The organism is Methylobacterium sp. Leaf399, from assembly GCF_001424525.1.
Classification (GTDB): Bacteria; Pseudomonadota; Alphaproteobacteria; order Rhizobiales; family Beijerinckiaceae; genus Methylobacterium.
On record NZ_LMQK01000023.1, the window covers coordinates 180,627 to 202,844 of the forward strand.

General features: G+C 69.9%; 20 protein-coding genes. 9 read left to right on the forward strand and 11 right to left on the reverse strand.

The genetic code is table 11. The features are described 5' to 3' along the window. Nucleotides 1-6: 6 nt before the first annotated feature. Together ASG40_RS11915 and mnmA are read right to left on the reverse strand one after the other, a co-directional pair. Entirely contained in the window at nucleotides 7-657 is a 651-nt protein-coding gene (locus ASG40_RS11915) for a methyltransferase domain-containing protein (RefSeq protein ID WP_055885691.1), read from the reverse strand. 34 nt (nucleotides 658-691) lie between these two features. Beyond that, nucleotides 692-1,855 carry a tRNA 2-thiouridine(34) synthase MnmA gene (gene mnmA, locus ASG40_RS11920; protein ID WP_055885693.1) on the reverse strand — a complete coding sequence of 388 codons (1,164 nt, stop codon included), beginning with the start codon at nucleotides 1,853-1,855 and terminating at the stop codon, nucleotides 692-694. 117 nt (nucleotides 1,856-1,972) lie between these two features. Between mnmA and ASG40_RS22205 the strand changes: the two genes are divergently transcribed. The 4 genes from ASG40_RS22205 to ASG40_RS11940 all read left to right on the forward strand — a co-directional run bounded on the left by ASG40_RS22205 (nucleotide 1,973) and on the right by ASG40_RS11940 (nucleotide 6,126). Then, nucleotides 1,973-3,679, forward strand: a complete 1,707-nt coding sequence (locus tag ASG40_RS22205) for a flagellar hook-length control protein FliK (RefSeq protein ID WP_082524034.1) — start codon at nucleotides 1,973-1,975, stop codon at nucleotides 3,677-3,679. A gap of 12 nt (nucleotides 3,680-3,691) precedes the next feature. Further along, a complete protein-coding gene (locus tag ASG40_RS11930) occupies nucleotides 3,692-4,369 on the forward strand; it encodes a flagellar hook assembly protein FlgD (RefSeq protein WP_055885698.1) in 678 nt (225 codons plus the stop codon). Between the two features lie 104 nt (nucleotides 4,370-4,473). Then, nucleotides 4,474-4,749: a CtrA inhibitor SciP gene (sciP, locus tag ASG40_RS11935; protein WP_055885701.1), complete on the forward strand. Its 276-nt coding sequence runs from the start codon at nucleotides 4,474-4,476 to the stop codon at nucleotides 4,747-4,749. 306 nt (nucleotides 4,750-5,055) lie between these two features. Beyond that, nucleotides 5,056-6,126: a lysylphosphatidylglycerol synthase domain-containing protein gene (locus ASG40_RS11940; RefSeq protein ID WP_055885706.1), complete on the forward strand. Its 1,071-nt coding sequence runs from the start codon at nucleotides 5,056-5,058 to the stop codon at nucleotides 6,124-6,126. A gap of 35 nt (nucleotides 6,127-6,161) precedes the next feature. Here the strand turns inward: ASG40_RS11940 and gmk are convergent, their stop codons facing one another. The 4 genes from gmk to ASG40_RS11960 all read right to left on the reverse strand — a co-directional run bounded on the left by gmk (nucleotide 6,162) and on the right by ASG40_RS11960 (nucleotide 10,316). Beyond that, nucleotides 6,162-6,812 (reverse strand): guanylate kinase, encoded by a 651-nt coding sequence (gene gmk, locus ASG40_RS11945; protein ID WP_055885709.1) that lies wholly within the window; start codon nucleotides 6,810-6,812, stop codon nucleotides 6,162-6,164. Nucleotides 6,813-6,824: 12 nt separating this feature from the next. Beyond that, on the reverse strand, nucleotides 6,825-7,688 hold the full coding sequence (locus tag ASG40_RS11950; RefSeq protein WP_055885712.1) for a YicC/YloC family endoribonuclease: 864 nt from the start codon (nucleotides 7,686-7,688) through the stop codon (nucleotides 6,825-6,827). Between the two features lie 35 nt (nucleotides 7,689-7,723). Continuing rightward, a complete protein-coding gene (gene mltG / locus ASG40_RS11955) occupies nucleotides 7,724-9,091 on the reverse strand; it encodes an endolytic transglycosylase MltG (protein WP_055885714.1) in 1,368 nt (455 codons plus the stop codon). A 148-nt stretch (nucleotides 9,092-9,239) separates the two neighbouring features. Beyond that, the gene (locus ASG40_RS11960) at nucleotides 9,240-10,316 is read right to left on the reverse strand and encodes a GSCFA domain-containing protein (protein ID WP_055885717.1); all 1,077 of its coding nucleotides are present in this window, start codon (nucleotides 10,314-10,316) and stop codon (nucleotides 9,240-9,242) included. Nucleotides 10,317-10,394: 78 nt separating this feature from the next. Here ASG40_RS11960 and ASG40_RS11965 point away from each other — a divergent pair, with 78 nt between their 5' ends. Continuing rightward, nucleotides 10,395-11,453, forward strand: a complete 1,059-nt coding sequence (locus ASG40_RS11965; protein WP_055885722.1) for a WcbI family polysaccharide biosynthesis putative acetyltransferase — start codon at nucleotides 10,395-10,397, stop codon at nucleotides 11,451-11,453. Between the two features lie 16 nt (nucleotides 11,454-11,469). On the opposite strand, the gene fabF is transcribed toward ASG40_RS11965, so the two are convergent. From fabF to fabD, 4 genes are all read right to left on the reverse strand, one after another. Further along, nucleotides 11,470-12,735 carry a beta-ketoacyl-ACP synthase II gene (gene fabF, locus ASG40_RS11970; protein WP_055885724.1) on the reverse strand — a complete coding sequence of 422 codons (1,266 nt, stop codon included), beginning with the start codon at nucleotides 12,733-12,735 and terminating at the stop codon, nucleotides 11,470-11,472. A gap of 93 nt (nucleotides 12,736-12,828) precedes the next feature. After that, nucleotides 12,829-13,065, reverse strand: a complete 237-nt coding sequence (locus ASG40_RS11975; protein ID WP_018044468.1) for an acyl carrier protein — start codon at nucleotides 13,063-13,065, stop codon at nucleotides 12,829-12,831. Between the two features lie 280 nt (nucleotides 13,066-13,345). Beyond that, nucleotides 13,346-14,086 (reverse strand): 3-oxoacyl-[acyl-carrier-protein] reductase, encoded by a 741-nt coding sequence (gene fabG / locus ASG40_RS11980; protein ID WP_055885727.1) that lies wholly within the window; start codon nucleotides 14,084-14,086, stop codon nucleotides 13,346-13,348. Nucleotides 14,087-14,123: 37 nt separating this feature from the next. Next, nucleotides 14,124-15,065, reverse strand: coding sequence for an ACP S-malonyltransferase (gene fabD / locus ASG40_RS11985; protein WP_055885731.1), 942 nt, complete (start codon nucleotides 15,063-15,065; stop codon nucleotides 14,124-14,126). Between the two features lie 286 nt (nucleotides 15,066-15,351). On the opposite strand from fabD, the gene rpoZ reads away from it, so the two are divergent. The 4 genes from rpoZ (at nucleotide 15,352) to ASG40_RS12005 (ending at nucleotide 19,878) form a co-directional block, all read left to right on the forward strand. Continuing rightward, nucleotides 15,352-15,762, forward strand: a complete 411-nt coding sequence (gene rpoZ / locus ASG40_RS11990) for a DNA-directed RNA polymerase subunit omega (protein WP_055885734.1) — start codon at nucleotides 15,352-15,354, stop codon at nucleotides 15,760-15,762. Between the two features lie 198 nt (nucleotides 15,763-15,960). Continuing rightward, nucleotides 15,961-18,201: a RelA/SpoT family protein gene (locus ASG40_RS11995; protein WP_055885736.1), complete on the forward strand. Its 2,241-nt coding sequence runs from the start codon at nucleotides 15,961-15,963 to the stop codon at nucleotides 18,199-18,201. 79 nt (nucleotides 18,202-18,280) lie between these two features. Continuing rightward, nucleotides 18,281-18,871 carry an orotate phosphoribosyltransferase gene (gene pyrE, locus ASG40_RS12000; RefSeq protein ID WP_055885739.1) on the forward strand — a complete coding sequence of 197 codons (591 nt, stop codon included), beginning with the start codon at nucleotides 18,281-18,283 and terminating at the stop codon, nucleotides 18,869-18,871. A gap of 350 nt (nucleotides 18,872-19,221) precedes the next feature. After that, a complete protein-coding gene (locus ASG40_RS12005; RefSeq protein ID WP_055885742.1) occupies nucleotides 19,222-19,878 on the forward strand; it encodes a LabA-like NYN domain-containing protein in 657 nt (218 codons plus the stop codon). A 93-nt stretch (nucleotides 19,879-19,971) separates the two neighbouring features. On the opposite strand, the gene ASG40_RS12010 is transcribed toward ASG40_RS12005, so the two are convergent. Then, complete coding sequence (locus ASG40_RS12010) at nucleotides 19,972-22,173, reverse strand: xanthine dehydrogenase family protein molybdopterin-binding subunit (protein WP_055885745.1); 2,202 nt, start codon at nucleotides 22,171-22,173, stop codon at nucleotides 19,972-19,974. Nucleotides 22,174-22,218 lie beyond the last annotated feature (45 nt).

Sequence of the window (22,218 nt, forward strand, 5' to 3'; positions counted from 1 at the left end):
GCCCGGTCAGACCGGCTTGCGCATCCTCAGGATCTTGAAGAAACCGCCCGGGAAGGTCGGGGCGACCCCGATGAACTCGACGCCGTTCCTGCGCGCCCAGGCCTCGATCCGGGTCGACTTGAAGTCGGAGGACCAGCCGATCTTGGTGCAGAGCGGCGCCACGATCTCCTCGACCTTGGCCATGGGGCCGTCGCTCTGGCCGAAGTGGTTGGCGAGCACGATCTCGCCGCCCGGCCGCACCACGCGCAGGAACTCCGAGAGCGCCCCCTCCGGGTCCGGCACCAGGGTGATCAGGAACTGCGCCACGACCGCATCGAAGCTGCCGTCGGCATAACCGAGGCGGCACACGTCCATGACCTGCAGGCCGCGCACATGCGAGAGCCCGCGACGCAGGACCTTGCGGCGCGCCCGCTTGAGCATGTCCTCGGACAGGTCGACCCCGCACACGAAGCTGCCGGGCGGGTAGTAGCCGAGCGACAGGCCGGTCCCGACGCCGGCCTCGAGGATGCGCGGGCCGCAGGCGACCGCCGCCTGGACCGCGTCGCGGGCGGCCGGCTCGGTCAGCTTGTCGTAGACCACGTCGTAGACCGGCGCCCACCGCGCGTAGGCCTTGCGCATCAGCGCGGTGCTCGGACCGGCCTGCGGCTCGCTCAGCATGTCGACCTCGTATCTGGGGAGTCGGGGAAGGAGTTCAGGCGGCGCGGGCGGTTCCCGCCTGCAGGGCGTCGATCCGCCGGATGGTGCCGCCGCCCAGGACGCGAGCCCGCGGCCCGTCGTCGGCGTAGAGGACGCAGGCCTGGCCCGGCGAGACCCCGTCCTCGGGCAGCCCGAGCACGACATCGGCCTCACCCGTCGCGGGCCTGTAGCTCAGGGTCGCCGGCCGGGGCTCGCGGGTCGAGCGCACACGGACCGCCACCGGCATGTCGGTGATGCCGGCGGCCGGCATCGGTCCGAGCCAATTCACGTCGGTCAAGCGCATGCGGCTGGTGGCCAGCGCCGCCCGGGGGCCGACCACGACCCGGGCCGCGTCGGGCTCCAGGCGGATCACGTAGAGCGGCTCGCCCAGCGCCAGGCGCAGACCGCGCCGCTGGCCGACGGTGTAATGAATGATGCCCTCGTGCCGCCCCAGCACCCGGCCGTCGAGGTCGACCACGTCGCCCGGCCTGGCCGCGTCGGGGCGCAGCTTGGCGATCACGTCGGCATAGCGGCCCTGCGGCACGAAACAGATGTCCTGGCTGTCGGCCTTGTCCGATACCGACAGGCCGAGTTCGCGCGCCAGGCGACGAGTCTCGTCCTTGGGCAACTCGCCGAGGGGAAAGCGCAGGAAGTCGAGCTGCTCCGGGGTGGTGGCATAGAGGAAGTAGCTCTGGTCGCGCGCCGGATCGAGGGCGCGGTACAGCGCCCGTTCAGGCGCGCCCGGGGCGATCGGCCGGCTCGCCACGTAATGGCCGGTGGCCAGGGCATCCGCGTCGAGGCTGCGGGCGAGGCCCAGCAGGTCGCGAAACTTCACGGACCGATTGCACTCGACGCAAGGGATCGGAGTCTCGCCGGCGAGGTAGCTCTCGGCGAAGCGATCGATCACCGCCTCGCGGAACTTGTCCTCGTAGTCGAGGACGTAATGCGGAATGTCGAGGGATTCCGCGACGCGGCGGGCGTCGTCGATGTCCTGGCCGGCGCAGCAGGCGCCCTTGCGATGGGTCGCGGCGCCGTGGTCGTAGAGCTGGAGCGTGACGCCGACGACATCGTAGCCCTCGCGCTTGAGCAACCCGGCCACGACGGAGGAGTCGACGCCGCCGGACATGGCGACGACGACCCGCGTCTCGTGCGGAGCCTTGGGAAGGTCGAGGGAATTCATCGTGTCGCGGCTTGCCGGTGCCCGGAAGGGGAACGGACCCGTTCGCCCGCTCCCTTCCTATAGCGATCCCGCCCCGCAAGTTCCAGGGATGGCGGCGGTTTCGCCGCCGCATCCGTCATGGCGGCCCGGTCGGCACCGGGAGGTCGGCAGATCCTGCCGATCCGCGGCAGATTCGGCAGGGTCCGGCTGCGTACGCCGAGCCGGCGTTTCCGAAAAACCGTTGTTTTCGAGTGGCTTGAATGGCCGTCTATCTGGCTCGGCCCTTGCCATACCTCTTGCCGAGGCCGGGCGAGACGGATGACGATGCGGATCAACGAGACGGATGCACGGACGCCACAACCCTCGCGGACCCCCGCGCGCTCGAATGCTGCCGGCCAGGCCACCGTCGTCGAACGCTTCACCCTCGCCGGGGCCGACGCTGCGAACGACCCGACGGCTCCCCGGCAGGCATCGCGGGCGGCCGAAGCGCGCGCCCGCCCCCCCGCGTCGACCGAGACCGCCGCGACGTCGGCCAGGACGGCCGATGCCGGAGCGGTTCCATCACGAGCGGCGCTCGACGGAACGCGCCGCGCCTCCGGTACCGAACCGGTCGGGCCCGGTCTCGTGGTCCATGAACGCAGACCGGGCCCGATCGCGAGGCCGCCCGTCCGGGACACCGATCCCGCTGCGGCTTCGGCGAGATGCGATGCGGCGGCCTCGGCGAGTTCGCCTCGTGCCGGTCCGCCGCCGGTGCCCGGCTCGACCGGGGCTCCGGTGTCCGGCCAGGCCCCCGTCTCGACGGTCTCGGGTGAAGGCAAAGACATCGCCGCCGCCGACGAGGACGAGGATAAGGACGAGGCTTCGACCGAGGCATCGCCGACGACCCTGCCGCTGCCGTCGTTCTTCTTTCCAACGCCGACATCCGGCGTTCGGATGCCGGCCGGCGAGCCGGATCCGGAGCAGGGCGACGCCTGGCCTGCCGCGGACGGAGAGACCGAACGCGAGCACGACGAAGCGACGTCCGGCAAGGCGGCTTCGCCCGACGCGAGCGCGCACGCTCCCCTCCTCCTCGCCGGACCCGAAGTCCCGGCCGCTTCGCAGGGCGACGCCCCAGCCCCCATCGCTGCCGGGCGGTCCGCCGCAGGCGCCGAGACGGCCGAGGGCCACGCCCCAGCGTCGGACGCTGCCGGCCCGGCCGTGCCATCCACCGATCCGGCCGACGCGAGCTCCGCCGTTCCGACAGCCGCCGCGTCGTTCGCCGCGGAACTGGGTTCTGCGGCGCCGCGAGAGGAGGTCGCGGGCACGCCGGCGTATGGTGCACCGGTGGCGGGCGTGGCCGCCGCGGGCGTCGCCGCAGCCCCGGGCGGTCCGGCCTCGACCCCATCGGCCACCACCCCGCACCAGGGCCCGCCGGTTCCGATCGGCGCCGTGCCGATGACGATCGGCCTGCGCTCGCTGTCGGGATCGAGCCAGTTCCAGATTCGCCTCGACCCGATCGACCTCGGGCGTATCGACGTGACGCTCGCCATCGACAAGGACACCGGCACGGTCACGACCCGCGTGGTGGTGGACCGCCCCGAGACCCTGGCCCTGCTCCAGCGTGACGCGGGCAACCTGCAGCAGGCCCTGTCCCAGGCCGGGCTCGACGCCGGCTCCGGCATCGACCTGTCCCTGCGCGGCGACGGCGGTCCCGGGGGGCAGGGATCCGGCGACCCGCGGTCGGAGTCCCGGCCCGGCGAGGCCCGCACCCGGCCGGCCGGCGCGGACGCAGCCGCCCAACCCCTTCCCGACTACGCCGCCCCGCGCATGCTGCGCGGGATCGCCGGCATCGACATCCGGATCTGAAGGATCGCCATCATGACCGCCGGCATCAGTTCGCTCGCCAGTACCAACACCGCAGCCCTGACCGGGGTCGCGGCCGACAAGCAGGAGATTGCGGGCAACTTTCAACAGTTCCTCACGCTGCTCACGACGCAGCTGAAGAACCAGAACCCGCTCGATCCCCTGGATACCAACCAGTTCACGCAGCAGCTGGTGCAATATGCCGGCGTCGAGCAGCAGCTCAAATCCAACGACCGCCTCGACTCGATCCTGTCGAACGCCAAGTCGTCGAGCGCGGCCTCGGCCACCGGCTTCATCGGACAGACGGTCACCGCCGACGGCCGGACCGCGCAGCTCAAGGACGGGGCGGCGAACTGGAGCCTCACGCCGGCGCGTGCGGCCAAGCAGGCCACCATCACGATCAGCGACGCCAAGGGAAACGTGGTGGCGACGCAGACGAAGGCGCTCACCGCCGGTGCCCAGACCTTCGCCTGGGACGGCCGCACCTCGTCGGGTTTCAGCTCGGCCAACGGCACCTATTCGATCAAGGTCGACGCCGTCGACGCCACCGGCGCCAAAGTTTCGGTGGATACCCAGCTCACCGGAAAGGTCGATGCGATCGACCTCACGGGCACCGAACCGGTGCTGCTCGTGGGGGCCTCGCGCCTGCCCGTTTCGAGCGTCCGGAACATCGGCGCAGGGTTATCCACATGACACGGTCAACGTCGGTTCAGATGCGATCGATCCGTTTCAAGATATTTTAAGTGGGCGCGCCTAACCTCAGGGCTCGACAGGTCAGTCGAGTTGTAGAGCGTATCATGACCGAACCGCACCGCCCGAGAGTGAAGTACGTCATCGGGCCCGATGGAAGCCCGTTGACGATTGCCGATCTGCCTCCGACCACGACCCGTCGTTGGGTCATCCGCCGTAAAGCCGAAGTCGTCGCCGCCGTCCGTGGCGGGCTCCTCAGCCTCGAGGAAGCCTGCCAACGCTACACGCTGACGACCGAAGAGTTCCTGAGCTGGCAATTTTCGATCGACCAGCACGGCCTGGCCGGACTTCGAACCACGCGGATCCAGCACTACCGTCACTGACGGGTCGGACCCGGAGCGATCCCGCTTTCGGCAGCAGGGTCGACATCGAAAACCGCGTCCATTCCGGTGGACGCGGTTTTTCGTTTCGGGGACCGGGCGATGCGTGCCCATCCTGTCCCCTCTGCCGATCCGGGACCACGAGCCCGGGCGCGCCCATCGACTTTTGGCCCCAAAGCGTCCCTATCGCTGCACGATGGAATCGACGTCCAGCCCGTCCGGGCTCACGGGCCGTCGCACGACGTCGGAGGAGCCGCCGGTGAAGGACATGCGCCGTCGCTTCCCACGTGCGACCGGGATCGCACGCCCATGACGAATGCCCGCACCGGGGCGGGGCTGGCCTCCACCGCGACCAGGGCGATCCTGAGGCGCCTGCCGCTGGCGGCAACCCTGATCGGCCTGGGCCTCGCCGTCTGGCTCGTGGCGACCAACGACACGACCGCCATCGGCGCCGCCTTCGCGCGCATCGGGCCACTGGGCCTCGCCGCCATCGTCCTCGTGCGGATGGTCATCCTGCTCCTGTGCGGCCTCGGGTGGGCCTGCCTCCTCGACCGGATCGCCGCGGTGCCCCAGGCGGCCTTCGTCATCCTGCGGTTCGTGCGCGAGGGTATCAACACCCTGCTTCCCGTGGCCTCGGTGGGGGGCGACATCGTCGGCGGCCGGCTCCTCACGTTCTGGGGCGCGGCCGGCACCTTCGCCGCGGCCTCGATCCTGGTCGATCTCCTGATCCAGTCCGGGGCGCTGGTGGCCTTCGCGGTGGTCGGCGTGGTCCTGCTCCACCAAGTGCCGGGAGAGGAGGCGACGCTGCTGGCGCAATGGGCGTCCAACGCCCTCATGGCGATGACGATCGTGCTGGCGGCGTTCTTCGCCTTCCAGCGCGCAGGAGCCCTGAGGCGCCTCACGAACCTCGTGGGCGACCTCGGCCGGCGATTCACGCGGGACGGCGGCGGTGCCGATACCGAGACCAAGCCCGGCGCCCCGGCGCAGGCCGGGGACGTTCAGGATGCCCTCGACCGGGTCTGGGCGGCGGGACGGCGACGGCCGCTCTTGTGGTCGACCGTGCTGCACGTCGCGGCCTGGTTCCTCGGGGCGGTGGAGATCTGGATCGCCCTCGTCTGCCTCGGCGTCGAGGGAGCGGGGCTGGCCGATGCGATCGTGATCGAGGCGCTCACCCAGGCGATCAAGGCGATGGCCTTCCCGGTCCCCAGCGGTCTGGGCATCCAGGAGGGCGGCTTCGTCCTTGTGGGCGGACTGTTCGGCCTCGACGCCGGAACGGCGCTGGCGCTCTCCCTGGTCAAGCGCGTGCCGGACGTGGTGCTGGGCCTGCCGGCCCTCATGGTGTGGCAGAGCCTGGAAGCGCGCCGTGGGACGGTGATCTGACGCCGTCGTCGAGGCTCGCTTTTCCGACGACGGGCTCAGCCGGCGTCCGGCTCGTTCAGGAGGCCCTCGACGAATTCGGTCAATCCCGTGCGCCGCGATCGCTTCAGGCGCTCGGACGTGAGGATGCCCTGCAGAGAGCGGAAGGCCTCGTCGAGGTCGTCGTTGACGAGCACGTAATCGTACTCGTTCCAGCGCTGGATCTCGAGCCGGGCGTTGGCGAGGCGCTTCTCGATGGTGGCGGGCGAATCCTCGGCCCGGCGCTCGAGGCGGCTGCGCAACTCGGCCATGCTCGGGGGCAGGATGAAGATGGTCACCACGTCGTCGGCGAGCTTGCCCCGCACCTGCCGCGTGCCCTGGTAGTCGATGTCGAAGATCATGTCGCGGCCGGCGGCCAGGACCCGCTCCACCGGGCGCCGCGGCGTGCCGTAGAAGTTGCCGTGGACCTCCGCCCATTCGAGGAGGTCGTCGCGGGCGCGCAGGCTGTCGAAGGCCTCGCGGTCGATGAAGGTGTAGTGCTTGCCGTCGATCTCGGACGGGCGCCGCTGCCGGGTCGTCACCGAGATCGAGAGATCGAGGCCCCAGGTCGGGTCGCCGGCCACGGCCCGGGTCAGGGTCGTCTTGCCCGCCCCCGAGGGCGAGGACAGGATCAGGATGAACCCGCGCCGCCCGATGGTTGTGCCTGCCATGTGTCCCGGGACCTATTCGACGTTCTGAACCTGCTCGCGGAATTGCTCCACCACGGCCTTCAAGTCGAGTCCGATCCGCGACAGGGCGACGTCGCCCGCCTTGGCGCACAGGGTATTGGCCTCGCGCCCGAGTTCCTGGGCCAGGAAGTCGAGCTTACGGCCGATGCCGCCGCCGCCGACTACCAGGTCCTTGACGCTGGCCAGATGTGCCTGCAGCCGGTCGAGTTCCTCGCGCACGTCGGCCTTGGCCGCCAGCAGCACCGCCTCCTGATGCAGCCGGTCGCCGTCGAGGCCGCCCGCACCGGCGAGCGCGGCCACCGCCGCGGCCAGGCGCGCCCGCACGGCCTCCGGCCTGCGGCTCGGGCAATCCTCGGCGGCCCGGGTCAGGCGCTCCATCGCCGCGATCTGTCCTGCGAGGATCGCGCCGAGTTGGCGGCCCTCGTCCCGTCGCGCCGCCACGAGATCGGCCACGAGGTGCGATGCGGCCTGCGCCAGGTCCCGCGACAGCGCTTCGGCATCGGCCGCGGGCTCCTCGTCGGCTTCGACCACGCCACGGATGCCCAGCAGACCGTTGAGGGTGGCCGGTGACATCCCCGGCGGCAGCGGCACCCGGGCGACGGAGGCGGCCAGGGAGGCGAGCAGCGTCTCGTTGATGCGCACGCGCGGCGGCGTCTCGGGCCGGGTGATCGACAGCGTGACCTGGCATTGCCCGCGGGTCAGCGCACGCTGGAGCGCCACGCGGGCGGTCTCGCCGGCGCCGTCGTAGCCGGTGGGAACCCGCAGGCGGATGTCGAGGCCGCGCCCGTTCACGCTGCGGACCTCCCAGGCCCATTGCACGGGGCCGGTGGTGCCGGCGGCACGGGCGAACCCGGTCATGCTCGACAGGGTCGCCTCTGGCGGCGCCGGTTCGGTCACGGTTGGCGCAGGGCCGGCACCGACTTGGCCGAATTGAGGTCGAAGGTCTTGTTGCGCAGGGGGTCGAGCTTCGTGCCTTCCGAGGCGTCGAAGGCCTTGGACTTCTGCGCCGTGGTGTCCTGTCCGGCGCCGAGGGCGAAGTTCGCCCCGCCCGGCGCATAGGCCGAGGCCTTGGCGCCGGCGGCCGATTCCACCGGCGGCTCGGCCTTGTCGACCGGGGCCGCGTCGGAGGTCGCCGGTGACTGGCGGCTGCGCTCGACCTGACGCCAGCGTGCCACGTTGCGGCTGTGGCCTTCGAGGGTCTCGGCGAAGGCGTGGCCGCCGGTGCCGTCGGCCACGAAGAACAGGTCCTTGGTGCGGGAGGGATTGGCCACCGCCTCGAGGGCGGCCCGGCCGGGATTGGCGATGGGGCCGGGCGGCAGGCCTTCGATGACATAGGTGTTGTAGGGCGTCGGCCGGTCGATCTCGGACCGTTGGATGCCGCGCCCGAGGGTGCCGCGGCCGCCGACCAGACCGTAGACGATGGTGGGGTCCGACTGCAGCTTCATCCGCTTGTTGAGGCGGTTGACGAAGACCCCGGCGACCCGGGGGCGCTCGTCGGCGCGGCCGGTCTCCTTCTCGACGATGGAAGCGAGCGTCACCATCTCGGCCGGCGTCTTGACAGGGACCTCGGCGTTGCGGCGGGCCCAGATCTGGTTGAGCACCTCGCGCTGCTTGGTGCGCATCAGGTTGAGGATCTGCTGGCGGGTGGCGCCGCGCTCGAACTTGTAGGTGTCGGGCAGGAGCGCGCCCTCGGGCGGGATCTCGTTGATGTCGCCGGCCAGCACGTCGTCGTCGTTGAGCCGGGCGACGATCTGCTCGCTGGTCAGCCCCTCGGGGAAGGTGATGGCGTGCTGCACCTGCCGTCCGGCGGCGAGCACGTCGATGACGTCGGCGAGGCTGGCATGGGCCTTGAATGGATATTCGCCGGCCTTGAGGGCCTTGCCGCTGAGGCGGGCGGCGATCTCGAACAGGCCGGTATGGGCGATCACGCCCTCGCGGGTCAGGGCTTCGGCGATCTCGCTGGTGCCGCTGCGCGAGGGGATGACGACGACCTTGTCGGCCGGCAGCGGACCCGGCTCGCGGGTCTGCCGCTGGAAGACCGAGAGGCCGATCATCGCGGCGATCGCCACGACGACGAACAGGGTGAGCAGGCCGCTGATGGTGCCGACGAGGCCACCCCGGCGCCGCTCGGGCCGGGTCGGCGGCGCCGGGGCGGCGGTGGGCTTGATGGCCTCGCTCGGGCTGCGGGGCGAGAGGCGGATCGGTTGGGCCGGCTCGTCCGCGGGAGCGGAGGGCGCTGGCGGCTGGCGTCTGCGGAACATGAACACCCTGTGCGGATTTCGGAAGCGCCGATCGCCGCCACACTCACGTGGCCCTGCGCCGCAACCACCGTCAAGCTTGGCATCGATCGCCGGAGTCTAGCGATTTTTATGGCCAAAACGCGATCCGGCGACGCCCTCGTCGGGATCGTCAGGAATCGAGCAGCTCCTCGTCGCACACCACCTTCGCGGTGCGCTGGTTCTCGCTTCGGACGTCGAAGCGCGGTGCCTCCGCCCGCGCGCCCTCGTGCGCGGCGTGGGCCATGAAACAGCGCATCACGTGCGCGACGCCCGCCGGGGTCACCGCGCGCAGGTTGTCGGCGAAGTAGCGCCCCTGCGTGGTCGGCGCCGTGACGATCTCGTAGGAGGGGAAATAGAACACCTCCGGCCGGGCAGCGCAGACCTCCTCGGCGACCACCCGCAGGGCCGCCTTGCTGTAGGCGTTGGCGACCAGGACGTGGCGGTCGGCGTAGGTCATGGCCAGCGGCACCGGCGAGACCGTGAGGATGACCCGGGCCGCCGGGTTCACGCCGCGCAGGGCATCGACGAAGGCGAGCATGTCGGCGGTCATCTCGGCCACGCCGGCATTGGCGAAGCCGACCTCGGCGGGGTCCCAGATCCCGCCGGCGACGCCGGGCGGAAGCGGCAGGGCGGCGCCATCTGCGCTGTCGCGCCATCCCTCGGTGAGGCCCAGGGTGAACACCAGGGTGTCGAGGGTCTGGAACAGGGTGCGGACGTGGGCGAGATGGACCTCGCGGGCCGTCGCCACGGCCTCGGGGCTTTCGTGGCCGTCCGGATCGATCCGCGGCCGGAACGGATCGACGAAGCGCCCGTCGGCACGCTGCCAGGCCTCCAGGCGCGGCGCGAAGGTACCGAAGGCGCGCTCGAACAGCTGAACGAGCTGGCGCGTCGTGTAGATGTTGCCGTAGCGCGCCGAGAAATCCCCCTCCCCGTCCGCGGATGCGGTGGTGGCGGTGCCGGCCGACGGCGTTTCGACGACGAGGAAATTGAAACCCTCCGCCTTCAGGGCGCGGGCGACGTGCTGGGCAAAACAGCTCCCGGCGGTGGCGATGCGCTCGGTCCGCGTCAGCCGGAAGCCGGCGGCGCCGGTGGGGTCGAGGGCGAAGGGAGGGGTTCCGGCCACGGCCTTCCGCCAGGATCGACGGTCGGGCAAGGCGGAATAGGGGTTCGTCGCGAAGGGGTCGGCTGTCGGTCGATCGGACGCCATGGGTCCTCCTGCGATCGCGGTACGGCGCTCAAGGGGCCGATGCTTGTTCTCGTCAGGCAATGGTGAGACAACCCGACCATGCCGATTATCGACGTTCTGCGAAGGGTTCAACGCGGCGCCCTCTCCCGCCTCGCTCCCGAGAGCGCCACCGGATCGCCGCGCATCCTGGTGATCGGGATCTGCCAGGGTGCGGCGGTCGCCCGGGCGATGCGGCTCATCCTGCCGGGCGCCTCCGTGACCTTCGTCTCCGCCTTCAGCGCCGCCAAGACGTTCGCCCGCATGAGCGACCTCGTGGAGGCGGCCCAGGAGAGCGACGTCGTCTTCGCCAACACCTACCTGCCGGCGTTCAAGGACGGCGGCGACATCGAGACCCTGAGGGCCAGCGCCAACCTCATCCTGATGCCGTCGATCGTGTTTCCGGCGTTTCATCCGGACCTCGTGCACATCGGCGAAGAGGTTGTGCCCGGCGACGGCAACCTCCTCGTCGGTCCGATGGGGCGGTCGCATTCGGCCCTGGCCCTGTTCGGGTTCCGGGCCGGCCTCGATCCGGACGAGACGCGGCGGCTGTTCACGGCCGCGGTCTACCGGCGCCTGGGATACTTCGACGGCTGGACGGAATCGGTGGCCTTCCTGCGCCTGCTCGGCGAACAGACCGGCTACGACCTCGAGGCCGACCTCGCCCGCTGGACCCGCCGCGGCTGCTTCATGCATGCCACCAACCATCCCAAGATGTACGTGGCCGCCGACCTCGCCCGCGGCCTCCTCGACAAGGCCGGGATCGCTTACGGCGACTGCGACCTCGATGCCTATCTCGCCGACGAGTTCATCCGCCTCGGGACCTGGCCGGTCTACCCCGAGATCGCGGAGTACTACGGCGTCCCGGGCAGCGCCCTCTTCCTGACGCCGGAATTTGCCAAGACCGGACGGTCCCGCACCATGAGCCTTTCCGGCTTCATCGCGGAGAGCTACGGCCTCTACGCGCAGCGGTCGACGGAGAGGCTGGTCTGTGCGCGGGTGGATGCTTGGCTCGCCGATCCCGCGATCCACGCCGATCTCGTCGCGGCGGCGCGCGACGGTCTCGCGTGGCGTCCAGCGACCGGTCTCCCGGTCGCGACGGCGGAAACCGTCCCCGCGTGAGCGATCCGCCGTCGGGCTAAGCCTCGACGCGGCGCATCACCAGGGAGGCGTTGGTGCCGCCGAACCCGAAGGAGTTCGACAGGACGACGTCGACCCGCTTGCGCTTGGCTTCGTGCGGCACGAGGTCGATGGCGGTCTCGACGGAGGGATTGTCGAGGTTCAGCGTCGGCGGGATGACCCCGTCGCGGATGGTCAGGACGGAAAAGATCGCCTCGACCGCGCCGGCGGCACCCAGGAGGTGGCCGATGGCGGACTTCGTCGACGACATCGAAGCCTTGGCCGCGCTCTCACCGAGGAGGCGTTCGACGGCCTTGAGTTCGAGCTCGTCGCCCATCGGCGTCGAGGTGCCGTGGGCGTTGATGTAGTCGATGGCCGAGGGGGCGATGCCGGCCCGCTTCACGGCGGCCGTCATGCAGCGGAAGGCGCCGTCGCCGTCGGGGGCGGGCGAGGTGATGTGGTAGGCGTCGCCGGTGAGCCCGTAGCCCACGACCTCGGCATAGATCTTGGCGCCGCGAGCCTTGGCGTGCTCGTATTCCTCGAGCACCACGACGCCGGCGCCCTCGCCCATCACGAAGCCGTCCCGGTCCTTGTCGTAGGGCCGCGAGGCGCGGGCGGGGTCGTCGTTGAACCCCGTCGACAGGGCGCGGCAGGCCGCGAAACCCGCGATGGCGAGGCGGTTGACGGGGGATTCGGCGCCCCCCGCCAGCATCACGTCGGCGTCGCCGAACTGGATGAGACGGGCGGCATCGCCGATGGCGTGGGCGCCGGTGGAGCAAGCGGTGACCACCGCGTGATTCGGGCCCTTGAGCCCATGGGCGATCGAGACCTGGCCGGAGGCGAGGTTGATGATGCGTCCGGGAATGAAGAACGGCGAGATGCGCCGCGGGCCCTTGTCGTGGAGGGTCACCGACGCGTCGTAGATGCCGCCGATGCCGCCGATGCCCGAACCGATCATCACGCCGGTGGCGCATTGATCCTCGTGGGTCTTGGGGTGCCAGTCGGCGTCGTCGAGGGCCTGGCCGGCCGCCGCCATCGCGTAGACGATGAACGGATCGACCTTGCGCTGCTCCTTCGGCTCCATCCAGCGGTCGGGATCGAAGGTGCCGTCGCTGCCGTCGCCGAGGGGAACCGAACACGCGATGCGGCAGGCGAGGTCATCGACGTCGAAGGCCGTGACCTTGGCAGCGCCGCTGTCCCCGGCGATCAACCGGCTCCAGGTGGCTTCGACTCCGCTCCCGAGCGGGGTCACCATCCCCAAACCCGTCACCACCACCCGACGCATCGCGTTATCCCGAACCGGTCCCGTCATACTCGTCAAACGTTCGGCGCCCGGGGTCGTTCGACCCTGTTCCAGGCGCCGCTCCGTCTCAACGTCTCAAGCGGAGTTCTTCTCGAGGAACTTCACGGCATCGCCGACGGTCTGGATCGTCTCGGCGGCGTCATCCGGGATCTCGACGTTGAATTCTTCCTCGAACGCCATCACGAGCTCGACGGTGTCGAGGCTGTCGGCGCCGAGGTCGTCGATGAAGTTCGCCCCCTCGACCACCTTCTCGGGCTCGACGCCCAGGTGCTCGACAACGATCTTCTTCACGCGCTCAGCGATATCGCTCATCGTTCTTGGTCCTTAGCTATTCGATCGTGATGGTGAAGGCGCCGTGGCCGCTCCTCAGATCCGACGTTCGTCGGAGGCGGCGTGTGTCCGATCGCGCGGGGTTCTGCAAACCCGCTATACGCTGATCCGTCAACCCCCCAAGCACGGCAGGCGGGGTGGTAGCATAGGGTTCCGGCGCTGGCGAGGGGCCGTTCACAAGCCATTCATCGGTGTGGTCTTTCTGCGAATTCTAAGGTCTTCGTCCGGTGTGCGGCGCAGCAATCGAGGCCGGGGCGGATCGTCAATACATCGCCATGCCGCCGTTGACGTGCAGGGTCTGGCCGGTGACGTAGCCGGCTTCGTCGGAGGCGAGGTAGACCGCCGCCGCGGCGACGTCGCCGCCGCTGCCGAGGCGGCCCATGGGCACGCGCGTCAGGATCGTCTCGCGCTGCTTGTCGTTGAGCCCGTCGGTCATCGGCGAGGTGATGAAGCCCGGTGCGATGCAGTTGACCGTGAGGTTGCGGGTGGCGACCTCGGCCGCCAGCGCCTTCGTCATCCCCACGAGGCCCGCCTTGGCGGCGGCGTAGTTGACCTGGCCCGGATTGCCGGTGGCACCCACCACCGAACCGATGTTGACGATGCGGCCGTGGCGCCGGCGCATCATGCCCTTGACCGCCGCCCGCGACAGCCGGAAGGCGGCGGTGAGGTTGACCGCGATCACGGCGTCCCATTCCTCGTCCTTCATGCGCAGGAAGAGGTTGTCGCGGGTGATGCCGGCATTGTTCACCAGGATGTCGAGGCCGCCCATGGCCGCCTCGGCGGCCGGCACCAGGGCCTCCACCGCCGCCTTGTCGGAGAGGTCGGTCAGCAGGGGATGAACCCTGTCGCCGCCGAGTTCGCCGGCCAGCCCGTCCAGGGCCTCGCTGCGGGTGCCGGAGATCGCGACCACGGCCCCTTGCGCATGCAGCGCGCGGGCGATGGCGCCGCCGAGGCCGCCGGTGGCGCCGGTGACGAGGGCCTTGCGGCCGGTCAGGTCGAACATGGGGCTTCCCTCGGGTTGTTGGGTCTGGGCCCGCGCGTCAGCGCAGGTCCGGGAACGCGGCGACGTCCTCGGGCGTGCCGATGGCGCCGGCCTTCGCCTCGGGGGCGATTCGCTTGACGAGGCCGGTGAGCACCTTGCCGGCGCCGATCTCGTGGAAGCTGTCGACCCCCGCGGCGACCATGGCGAGCACGCTCTCGCGCCAGCGCACCGTGCCGGTGACTTGGGCGACGAGGGCATTTCGGATCGCCTCCGGATCGGTGACGGGGGCCGCCAGGACGTTGGCGTAGATCGGCACGACGGGAGGCTGGAGCCGCACGCCGTCGAGCGCGGCGCGCATCGCCTCGGCGGCGGGCCCCATCAGCGAGCAGTGGAACGGGGCGGAGACGTTGAGCATCACGGCGCGCTTGACGCCGCGCCCCTGTGCGATGGCGACCGCCCGCTCGACGGCCGCTCTGGTGCCCGACAGCACCACCTGCCCGGCGCCGTTGTCGTTGGCGACCTCGCAGACGTCCGCTTCGGCGGCCTCGGCCGCGATCGCTCCGGCCGTCTCGGCATCAGGCCCGATCAGCGCCGCCATGGCGCCCTGCCCCGGCCCGGCCGCCTTCTGCATGGCCGCGCCGCGCAGCCGCAGCAGCCTGGCGGCGTCGGTGATCGTGACCGTGCCGGCCGCGGCCAAGGCCGTGTATTCACCGAGCGAATGCCCGGCGAGGCAGGCGACGTCGCGCTTCAGGTCGAGGCCGCGCTCGGCCTCCAGCACGCGCAGGGTCGCGAGGCTCGCCGCCATCAGCGCGGGTTGCGCATTGGTGGTCAGGGTCAACGTGTCGGCCGGCCCCTCGAACATCAGGCGCGACAGGCTCTCTCCCAGCGCCGCATCGACCTCCTCCAGCACGAGACGTGCCTGAGGGAAGGCCTCGGCCAGGGCCCGACCCATGCCCACCGACTGGCTTCCCTGCCCTGGAAAGATGCATGCCCGCGTCATCGGTCCTCGTCGTCGTTCGGGGTCGCCCCAGGATCGCCCCGGCGGGTCGGCCCGAGAGGGCGGCGCAGTCGCATCGCCGGCCACCTGTGTCAACATGGCACTGCAGGGGGCGGTTGCCGCGATGCCGCCGGCATTTGTCGATCATGGCCACCGGGCTTCATCGCACACGCCGATCGTGGAGAAGCGGCTTTCCGCTCGTCTCGCACGCTCCTTGTTGCAGGGCGTCATGCGGTGTAAGAGCCATGCTCAGCCCCAACATCCGTTTTCAAAGAAGGAGCCGTCCGCCATGGCTCGCGTCACCGTTGAAGATTGCATCGACAAGGTCGAGAACCGGTTCGAGCTCGTCCTGCTCGCCAGTCACCGTGCCCGTCTGCTCGCCGCCGGGGCGCCCCTGACGATCGACCGCGACCGCGACAAGAACCCGGTCTGCGCCCTGCGCGAGATCGGCGACGCCACCATCACCGCCGACGACCTCAAGGAACAGCTCATCCACTCCATGCAGAAGTACGTGGAGGTCGACGAGCCCGAGGCCGAGACCGTGCCGCTGCTGTCGAGCTCCCCGGCCGCCGCCTCGGTGGCCCCGCCCTCCACGAGCGACGACAGCGCCGTGCAGTTCGACCGCATGAGCGAGGAAGACCTCCTGCGCGGCCTCGAGAACCTGGCACCCCCGACCGAGACCGAGGAAGAGGGCGAATAGCGCCTTCTCGATCCGAGACCTCCGTCGCGACGACGAAACCCGGCCCTGGCGCCGGGTTTTTTCGTCGCGACGCGCGATTATCGCAGGGTTGCGGTGCCATGGGTCTGGCGCGCCTCGCGGCGATGCGGAACAAATGACGGGCGGCCGCGGGCGGTGGTGACCGGGGCCGGCGACGATCAGGGAAGGTGAACACGGCGGATGATGCGCCAGTACGAGCTCGTCGAGCGGGTCAGACGCTACAACCCCGCCACGGACGAAAGCCTCCTCAACCGCGCCTACGTCTATGCGATGCGCGCGCACGGCACCCAGAAGCGCGCCTCGGGCGATCCGTTCTTCGCCCATCCCCTGGAAGTCGCCGCGATCCTCACCGACCTCAAGCTCGACGACGCCACCATCGTGGCGGCCGTGCTCCACGACACCATCGAGGACACCGCCGCCACCCTCGATGAGATCCGCGAGATCTTCAGCCCCGAGATCGGGGCCCTGGTGGACGGGCTGACCAAGCTGAAGCGGCTCGACCTCGTCTCGAAGCGGGCGGCCCAGGGCGAGAACTTCCGCAAGCTGCTTCTGGCGGTGGCCGCCGACGTGCGCGTGCTCCTCGTGAAGCTCGCCGACCGCCTGCATAACATGCGGACCCTCCACCACATGCCGCCCGAGAAGCGGGTGCGGATCGCCGAGGAGACCCTCGACATCTACGCGCCGCTCTCGGGCCGCATGGGCATGCAGGAGCTGCGCGAGGAGCTCGAGGACCTCGCCCTGCGCAACCTCAAGCCCGACATCTACGCCACCATCACGCAGAGGCTCTCCGACCTCTCGGCCCGGTCCGAACGGCTGGTCGACAGCATCGAGCGCGATCTGACCGCCAAGCTCGCGGCGCGCGGGATCACCGCGCAGGTGAGCGGGCGGCAGAAGCGGCCGTTCTCGATCTGGTCGAAGATGGAGCGCAAGTCGATCGCCTTCGAGCAGCTCTCCGACATCTTCGGGTTCCGCGTGGTGGTGGAGCGCCTCGACGATTGCTACGGGGCGCTCGGCGTCGTCCACACCACCTGGCCGATGGTGCCGGGCCGCTACAAGGATTACATCTCGACCCCTAAGCAGAACGACTACCGGTCGATCCACACCACCGTGATCGGCCCCAAGAGCCAGCGCGTCGAACTGCAGATCCGCACCGCCGCCATGGACGAGATCGCCGAATACGGCATCGCCGCCCACGCCCACTACAAGGAGGCGGGCGACACGGAGGAGGTCGGGGTGCACCCGCGCCTCGCCACCGAGAGCGGCGCCTACCAGTGGCTGCGCCGCACCATCGAACTCCTGGCCGAGGGCGACAGCCCCGAGGAATTCCTGGAGCACACCAAGCTCGAGCTGTTCCAGGACCAGGTGTTCTGCTTCACGCCCAAGGGCCGCCTCATCGCCCTGCCGCGCGGCGCCACCCCCATCGATTTCGCCTATGCCGTCCATACCGACGTCGGCAATTCGGCGGTGGGCGCCAAGATCAACGGGCGCATGGCGCCGCTGCTCTACGAACTCGCCAACGGGGACGAGGTCGAGATCGCCCGCTCCGACGGACAGTCGCCGCCGGCGGCCTGGGAGTCGCTCGTGGTCACCGGCAAGGCGCGCTCCGCCATCCGGCGGGCGACCCGCGTCGCGGTGCGCCGGCAATACGCCGGGCTCGGCCGCCAGATCCTCGACCGCGCCTTCGAGCGGGCCGGCAAGAGCTTCACGCAGGACAAGCTGCGCGGCGCGCTGCCCCGCCTTGCCCGCGTCTCGGCCGAGGACGTGTTCGCGGCGGTGGGCCGAGGCGAGATGTTCTCGGGCGATGTGGTCAAGGCGGTCTATCCCGACTTCAAGGAGGAGCGCCGGCTCGGGTCGTCCTCGCCCCTGCAGCAGCCCGCCGGCGGCGGGGCGGGGCGGCTGAGTCTGGCCAAGGACCAGACCATGCGTCTGACCTTCCCCGACGGGGCGATGCCCGACGTGACCCACTCCGAGGCGATCCCGATTCGCGGTCTCGACAGCGATCTGGCCGTCACCTTCGCCCCCAACGGCGGCGCGGTCCCCGGCGACCGCATCGTCGGCATCCTGACTCCGGGCGTCGGCGTGACCATCTATCCGATCCAGTCGGCGGCGCTGGCGGCCTTCGACAACGAGCCCGAACGCTGGCTCGACGTGCGCTGGGACGTGGAGGCGGGCGGCAACGAGCGATTCCCGGCCAGGCTCGCCTTGCAATCCATCAACGAACCGGGCGTGCTCGCCCAGATCTCGCAAGTGATCGCCGACCACGACGGCAACATCGACAATCTTTCGATGAAGCGGCGCACCCAGGATTTCACCGAGATCGTCATCGACCTCTCGGTCTGGGACCTGAAGCACCTCAACGCCATCATCGCGGAACTGCGCGGCAAACGGGCGGTGAGCAAGGTCGACCGGGTCAACGGCTGACGGGGACGCTCGCCTTGCCACCCGCGGACGGCACTGCCACAAGCCCGGGCGATGCAGCAGGGCAGCCGGAGCCGCTTTCATGACACCCGACGACGTGCTTGCCGAGTTCCGCGACGCCGGCGCCTTGCTCGAGGGGCATTTCGTCCTCAGTTCCGGACTGCATTCGGGCGTCTTCCTCCAGAAGATGGCGATCTTCTCCGATCCGGCGCGGACCGAGCGCCTGTGCCGCGTCCTCGCCACCGTGATCCGGGACACCTTCGGCGCGATCGACATCGTGGTGTCGCCGGCGATCGGCGGCATCGTTCCCGGTTACGAGACGGCGCGCCATCTCGGCGCCAAGGCGATCTTCGTCGAGCGCGATCCCGGCGGGCCCTTCATGCTGCGCCGCGGCTTTTCCATCCCGGCCGGTGCCCGCGCCGTCATCGTCGAGGACATCGTCACCACCGGCCTTTCGGCCCGTGAATGCCTCGCCTCCCTCTCCGGGGAGGCCGGGACCGTGGTCGGTGCCGCCTGCCTCATCGACCGCTCCGGCGGGCGCGGCGAGATCGGATTGCCGCTGGCGAGCCTCGTCACCCTCGACATCCCGGCCTATCCCGCCCACGCCCTGCCGCCGGAACTCGCAGCCATTCCCGCGGTGAAGCCCGGAAGCCGCGTGGCCGCCGCCCCGTAGAGCGGATCGTTCACCGCTACAATCGTCGATTCGCCTGGCGGAATACACGCGAAAACCGGCACACACCCTAAAATAGCAACCTGTAGTAAGTAAAAACGCCAGAAATAAAAGCTAACATTTGATAAACCGTTGACATTAAGACGTGCTTTAGGGTACAGATACCAAACTTGGCGATTGAAAATATTGCACTCCTTGCCGGCCGGTATAGATCGTCAAGTCTTTCGCTGCTCCAATCATGACGGCGGAGAGTGGATCGATATTGCGGCCGATGCCTATCTCGATGCTTTTGCGGACCTTGGTCCGGCAAGACATCGAATATTATCCATTGTTATTTTCTGACAGGTTATTCCATGACCACGCAGCAACGTAGTGCATTATTCATTGACGGCGCCAACCTTTACGCCGCCACCAAGACACTCGGGTTCGATATCGACTACAAAAAACTCCTCAAGGAATTTCAAGGCCGGGACAACCTGATCCGGGCTTTCTATTATACGGCCATGATCGAGGATCAGGAGTACTCTTCGATCCGGCCATTGATCGATTGGCTCGATTACAACGGCTACCGGGTGGTGACCAAGCCCGCCAAGGAGTTCACGGATTCCTCCGGCCGCCGCAAGATCAAGGGCAACATGGACATCGAGCTGGCCATCGATGCCCTCGAGCTGGCGCCGTTCATCGACCACATGGTGCTGTTCTCCGGCGACGGCGACTTCCGCTCCCTGGTCGAGGCGATGCAGCGGCGCGGCGTGAAGGTGACGGTGGTGTCCTCGATCCAGACCCAGCCTGCCATGGTCTCCGACGAGTTGCGCCGGCAGGCCGACGAGTTCCTGGACCTCGTCCATCTCATCGGCAAGGTCGGCCGCGACCCCGGCGAGCGCGGGGTCCGAAGCCACGCCGATACGCGCAGCCGCGGCGAGTCGCCCGAGCGGCCGACCCGGCCGAGCCCGGGCCTCGAATCCCGCTACGGCATTCGCCAGGACGACGAGTCGCCGACGGGAAACTGAGTCCCGAAGCGCCGGCGGACGGGAGAACCGTTCCCCTTAGCCCTTCATGCCCACGACCCCGGATAGACCCGGGGTCGTGGGCGGGGTTGCCCGTCACACGCCTTTCATGCCGCTGAGGTCGAGCGGGAGCGAGCGCAGCCGCTGGCCCGTCGCCGCGAAGATCGCGTTCGAGATCGACGGGGCGAGTACCGGCACGCCCGGCTCGCCAATGCCGGTGGGGGCGGCCGTGGACGGCATGATGTGGACCTCGACCAGGGGCATCTCGCTCATGCGGGTCGGCTCGTAGGCGTCGAAGTTGCGCTCCTGCACGACGCCGTCCTTGAGGGTGATGCGGTTGCGCAGGACCGAGGAGAGGGCAAAGCCCACCGCGCCTTCCACCTGCGCGCGGATCACGTCCGGATTCACGGCGATGCCGACGTCCACCGCCGCCACGATGCGGTTGACCTTCACCTTGGCATCCTCGGCGGTGATGTCGGCCACCATGGCGACGTAGGATCCGAACGACTCGTGCCCCGCGATGCCGAGCCCGCTGCCCTTGGCCGCCGGTGACCCCCAGCCCGCCTTTTCCGCGGCGAGTTTCAGCACGCCCGACAGGCGCGGCGCCGACGAGAGCAGTCCGAGGCGGAAGGCGAGCGGATCGGCCCCCGCCGCCTGGGCGAGTTCGTCGATGAAGACCTCCATCACCTGGGCGGTGTGGGTGTGCCCGACCGAGCGCCACCACAGCACCGGCACGCCTTCGCGCGCGTTGTGGACCGTGAAGCGGAAGGCCGGCAGCGCATAGGGCGTGTCGGAGGCGCCCTCCACCGTGGTCGCATCGACGCCGTTCTTGACCATCATGGTCTCGAAGGGCGAGCCGATCAGGATCGACTTGCCGACCATGGTGTGGGTCCAGCCGGTGATCGCCCCCTTGGCGTCGAGACCGGCCTTGAGGGTGTGGAGCACGGTGGGCCGGTAGAAACCGCCGGCCATGTCGTCCTCGCGGGTCCAGACCAGGTGGACCGGCGCCTTGGCCCCGGTGGCGCGCAGGATCGCGGCGGCCTCGGCGAGGTAGTCGGCCCCCGGCGTCGCCCGGCGCCCGAACGAGCCGCCGGCCCATTGGGTGTGCAGCCTGACCTTGTCGGTCGTCACGCCCAGCGTGCCGGCGATCACCGCCTGCTCGACGGAGTGTAGCTGGCAGCCGGCATAGACGTCGTAGCCGCCGTCGCTCGCCCGCTCGATGGTGGCGTTGAGCGGTTCCATCGCGGCATGCGCGAGATAGGGGAAGGTGAACTCGGCCTCCAGCACCTTGGCCGAGCCCTTGATCGCGGCTTCCGGGTCGCCGCGCTCTGAGGCGACGAGGCCGGGGCGTCGCGCCATCTCGCGATAGGACGCGAGGATGGCGTCCGACGAGCGCGTCTCGGCGCCCGCGTCGTCCCAGGTCAGCACCAGGGCCTCGCGGCCCCGGATCGCCGACCAGGTATCCTTGGCGATGACCGCGACGCCGGTGGGAATCCTGACCACGTCGATGACGCCGGGCACCGCGCGGGCGGCTTTGTCGTCCACCGCCGCGACCACGCCGCCGAAGCGCGGCGCATGGGCGACCACCGCGGTGACCTGCCCGGGGCGGCGAATGTCGAGGGCGTAGACGGCGCTGCCGTCGGTCTTGGCCGCCGAATCGAGGCGCGCGACCTTGGTGCCGATGAGACGCCACTGGCTCGGGTCCTTCAGGCGCGGCTCCTGCGGCACCGGCTGACTCGCGGCGGCCTCGGCGAGTTCGCCGAATCGCGCCTGCCGGTTCGACGCCGCATGCGCGACGACGCCCGACGCCACGGTGATCTCGCTCGCGGGAACCTTCCAGCGCGCGGCCGCCGCGGCCACCAGCATGGCGCGCGCGGCCGCTCCGGCCTTTCGCAACTGGAACCAGGAGTTGGCGATGGCCGTCGAGCCGCCGGTGCCCTGGACCGGGCCCATCAGGAGGTTGGCGTAGAGGGTGGCGTCGGCCGGCGCGAAGGCGGTGCGAACCTGAGCCCAATCGGCGTCGAGTTCGTCGGCGAGGATGGTGGCGAGCCCGGTGGTGTTGCCCTGCCCCATGTCGAGGTGCTTGATCATCACCGTGACGGTGTCGTCGGCGGCGATGCGCACGAAGGCGTTGGGCTGCGCCGGCAGCGTCGAGAGATCCGGACCGGCGGCGGCCCGCACGGCCTTGCCGGCATCGAGGTGGAAGCCGATCAGCACGGCACCGGTGGCGGCGGCACCTTCGAGGAAGGCCCGGCGCGAGGGTGTGGCGGCCGGCGGTGTCGGATGGACCTTCAGCATGGCTCGGGCTCCAGTCCTCTGGGAAACGTAGGGCGTGCGCGGGAT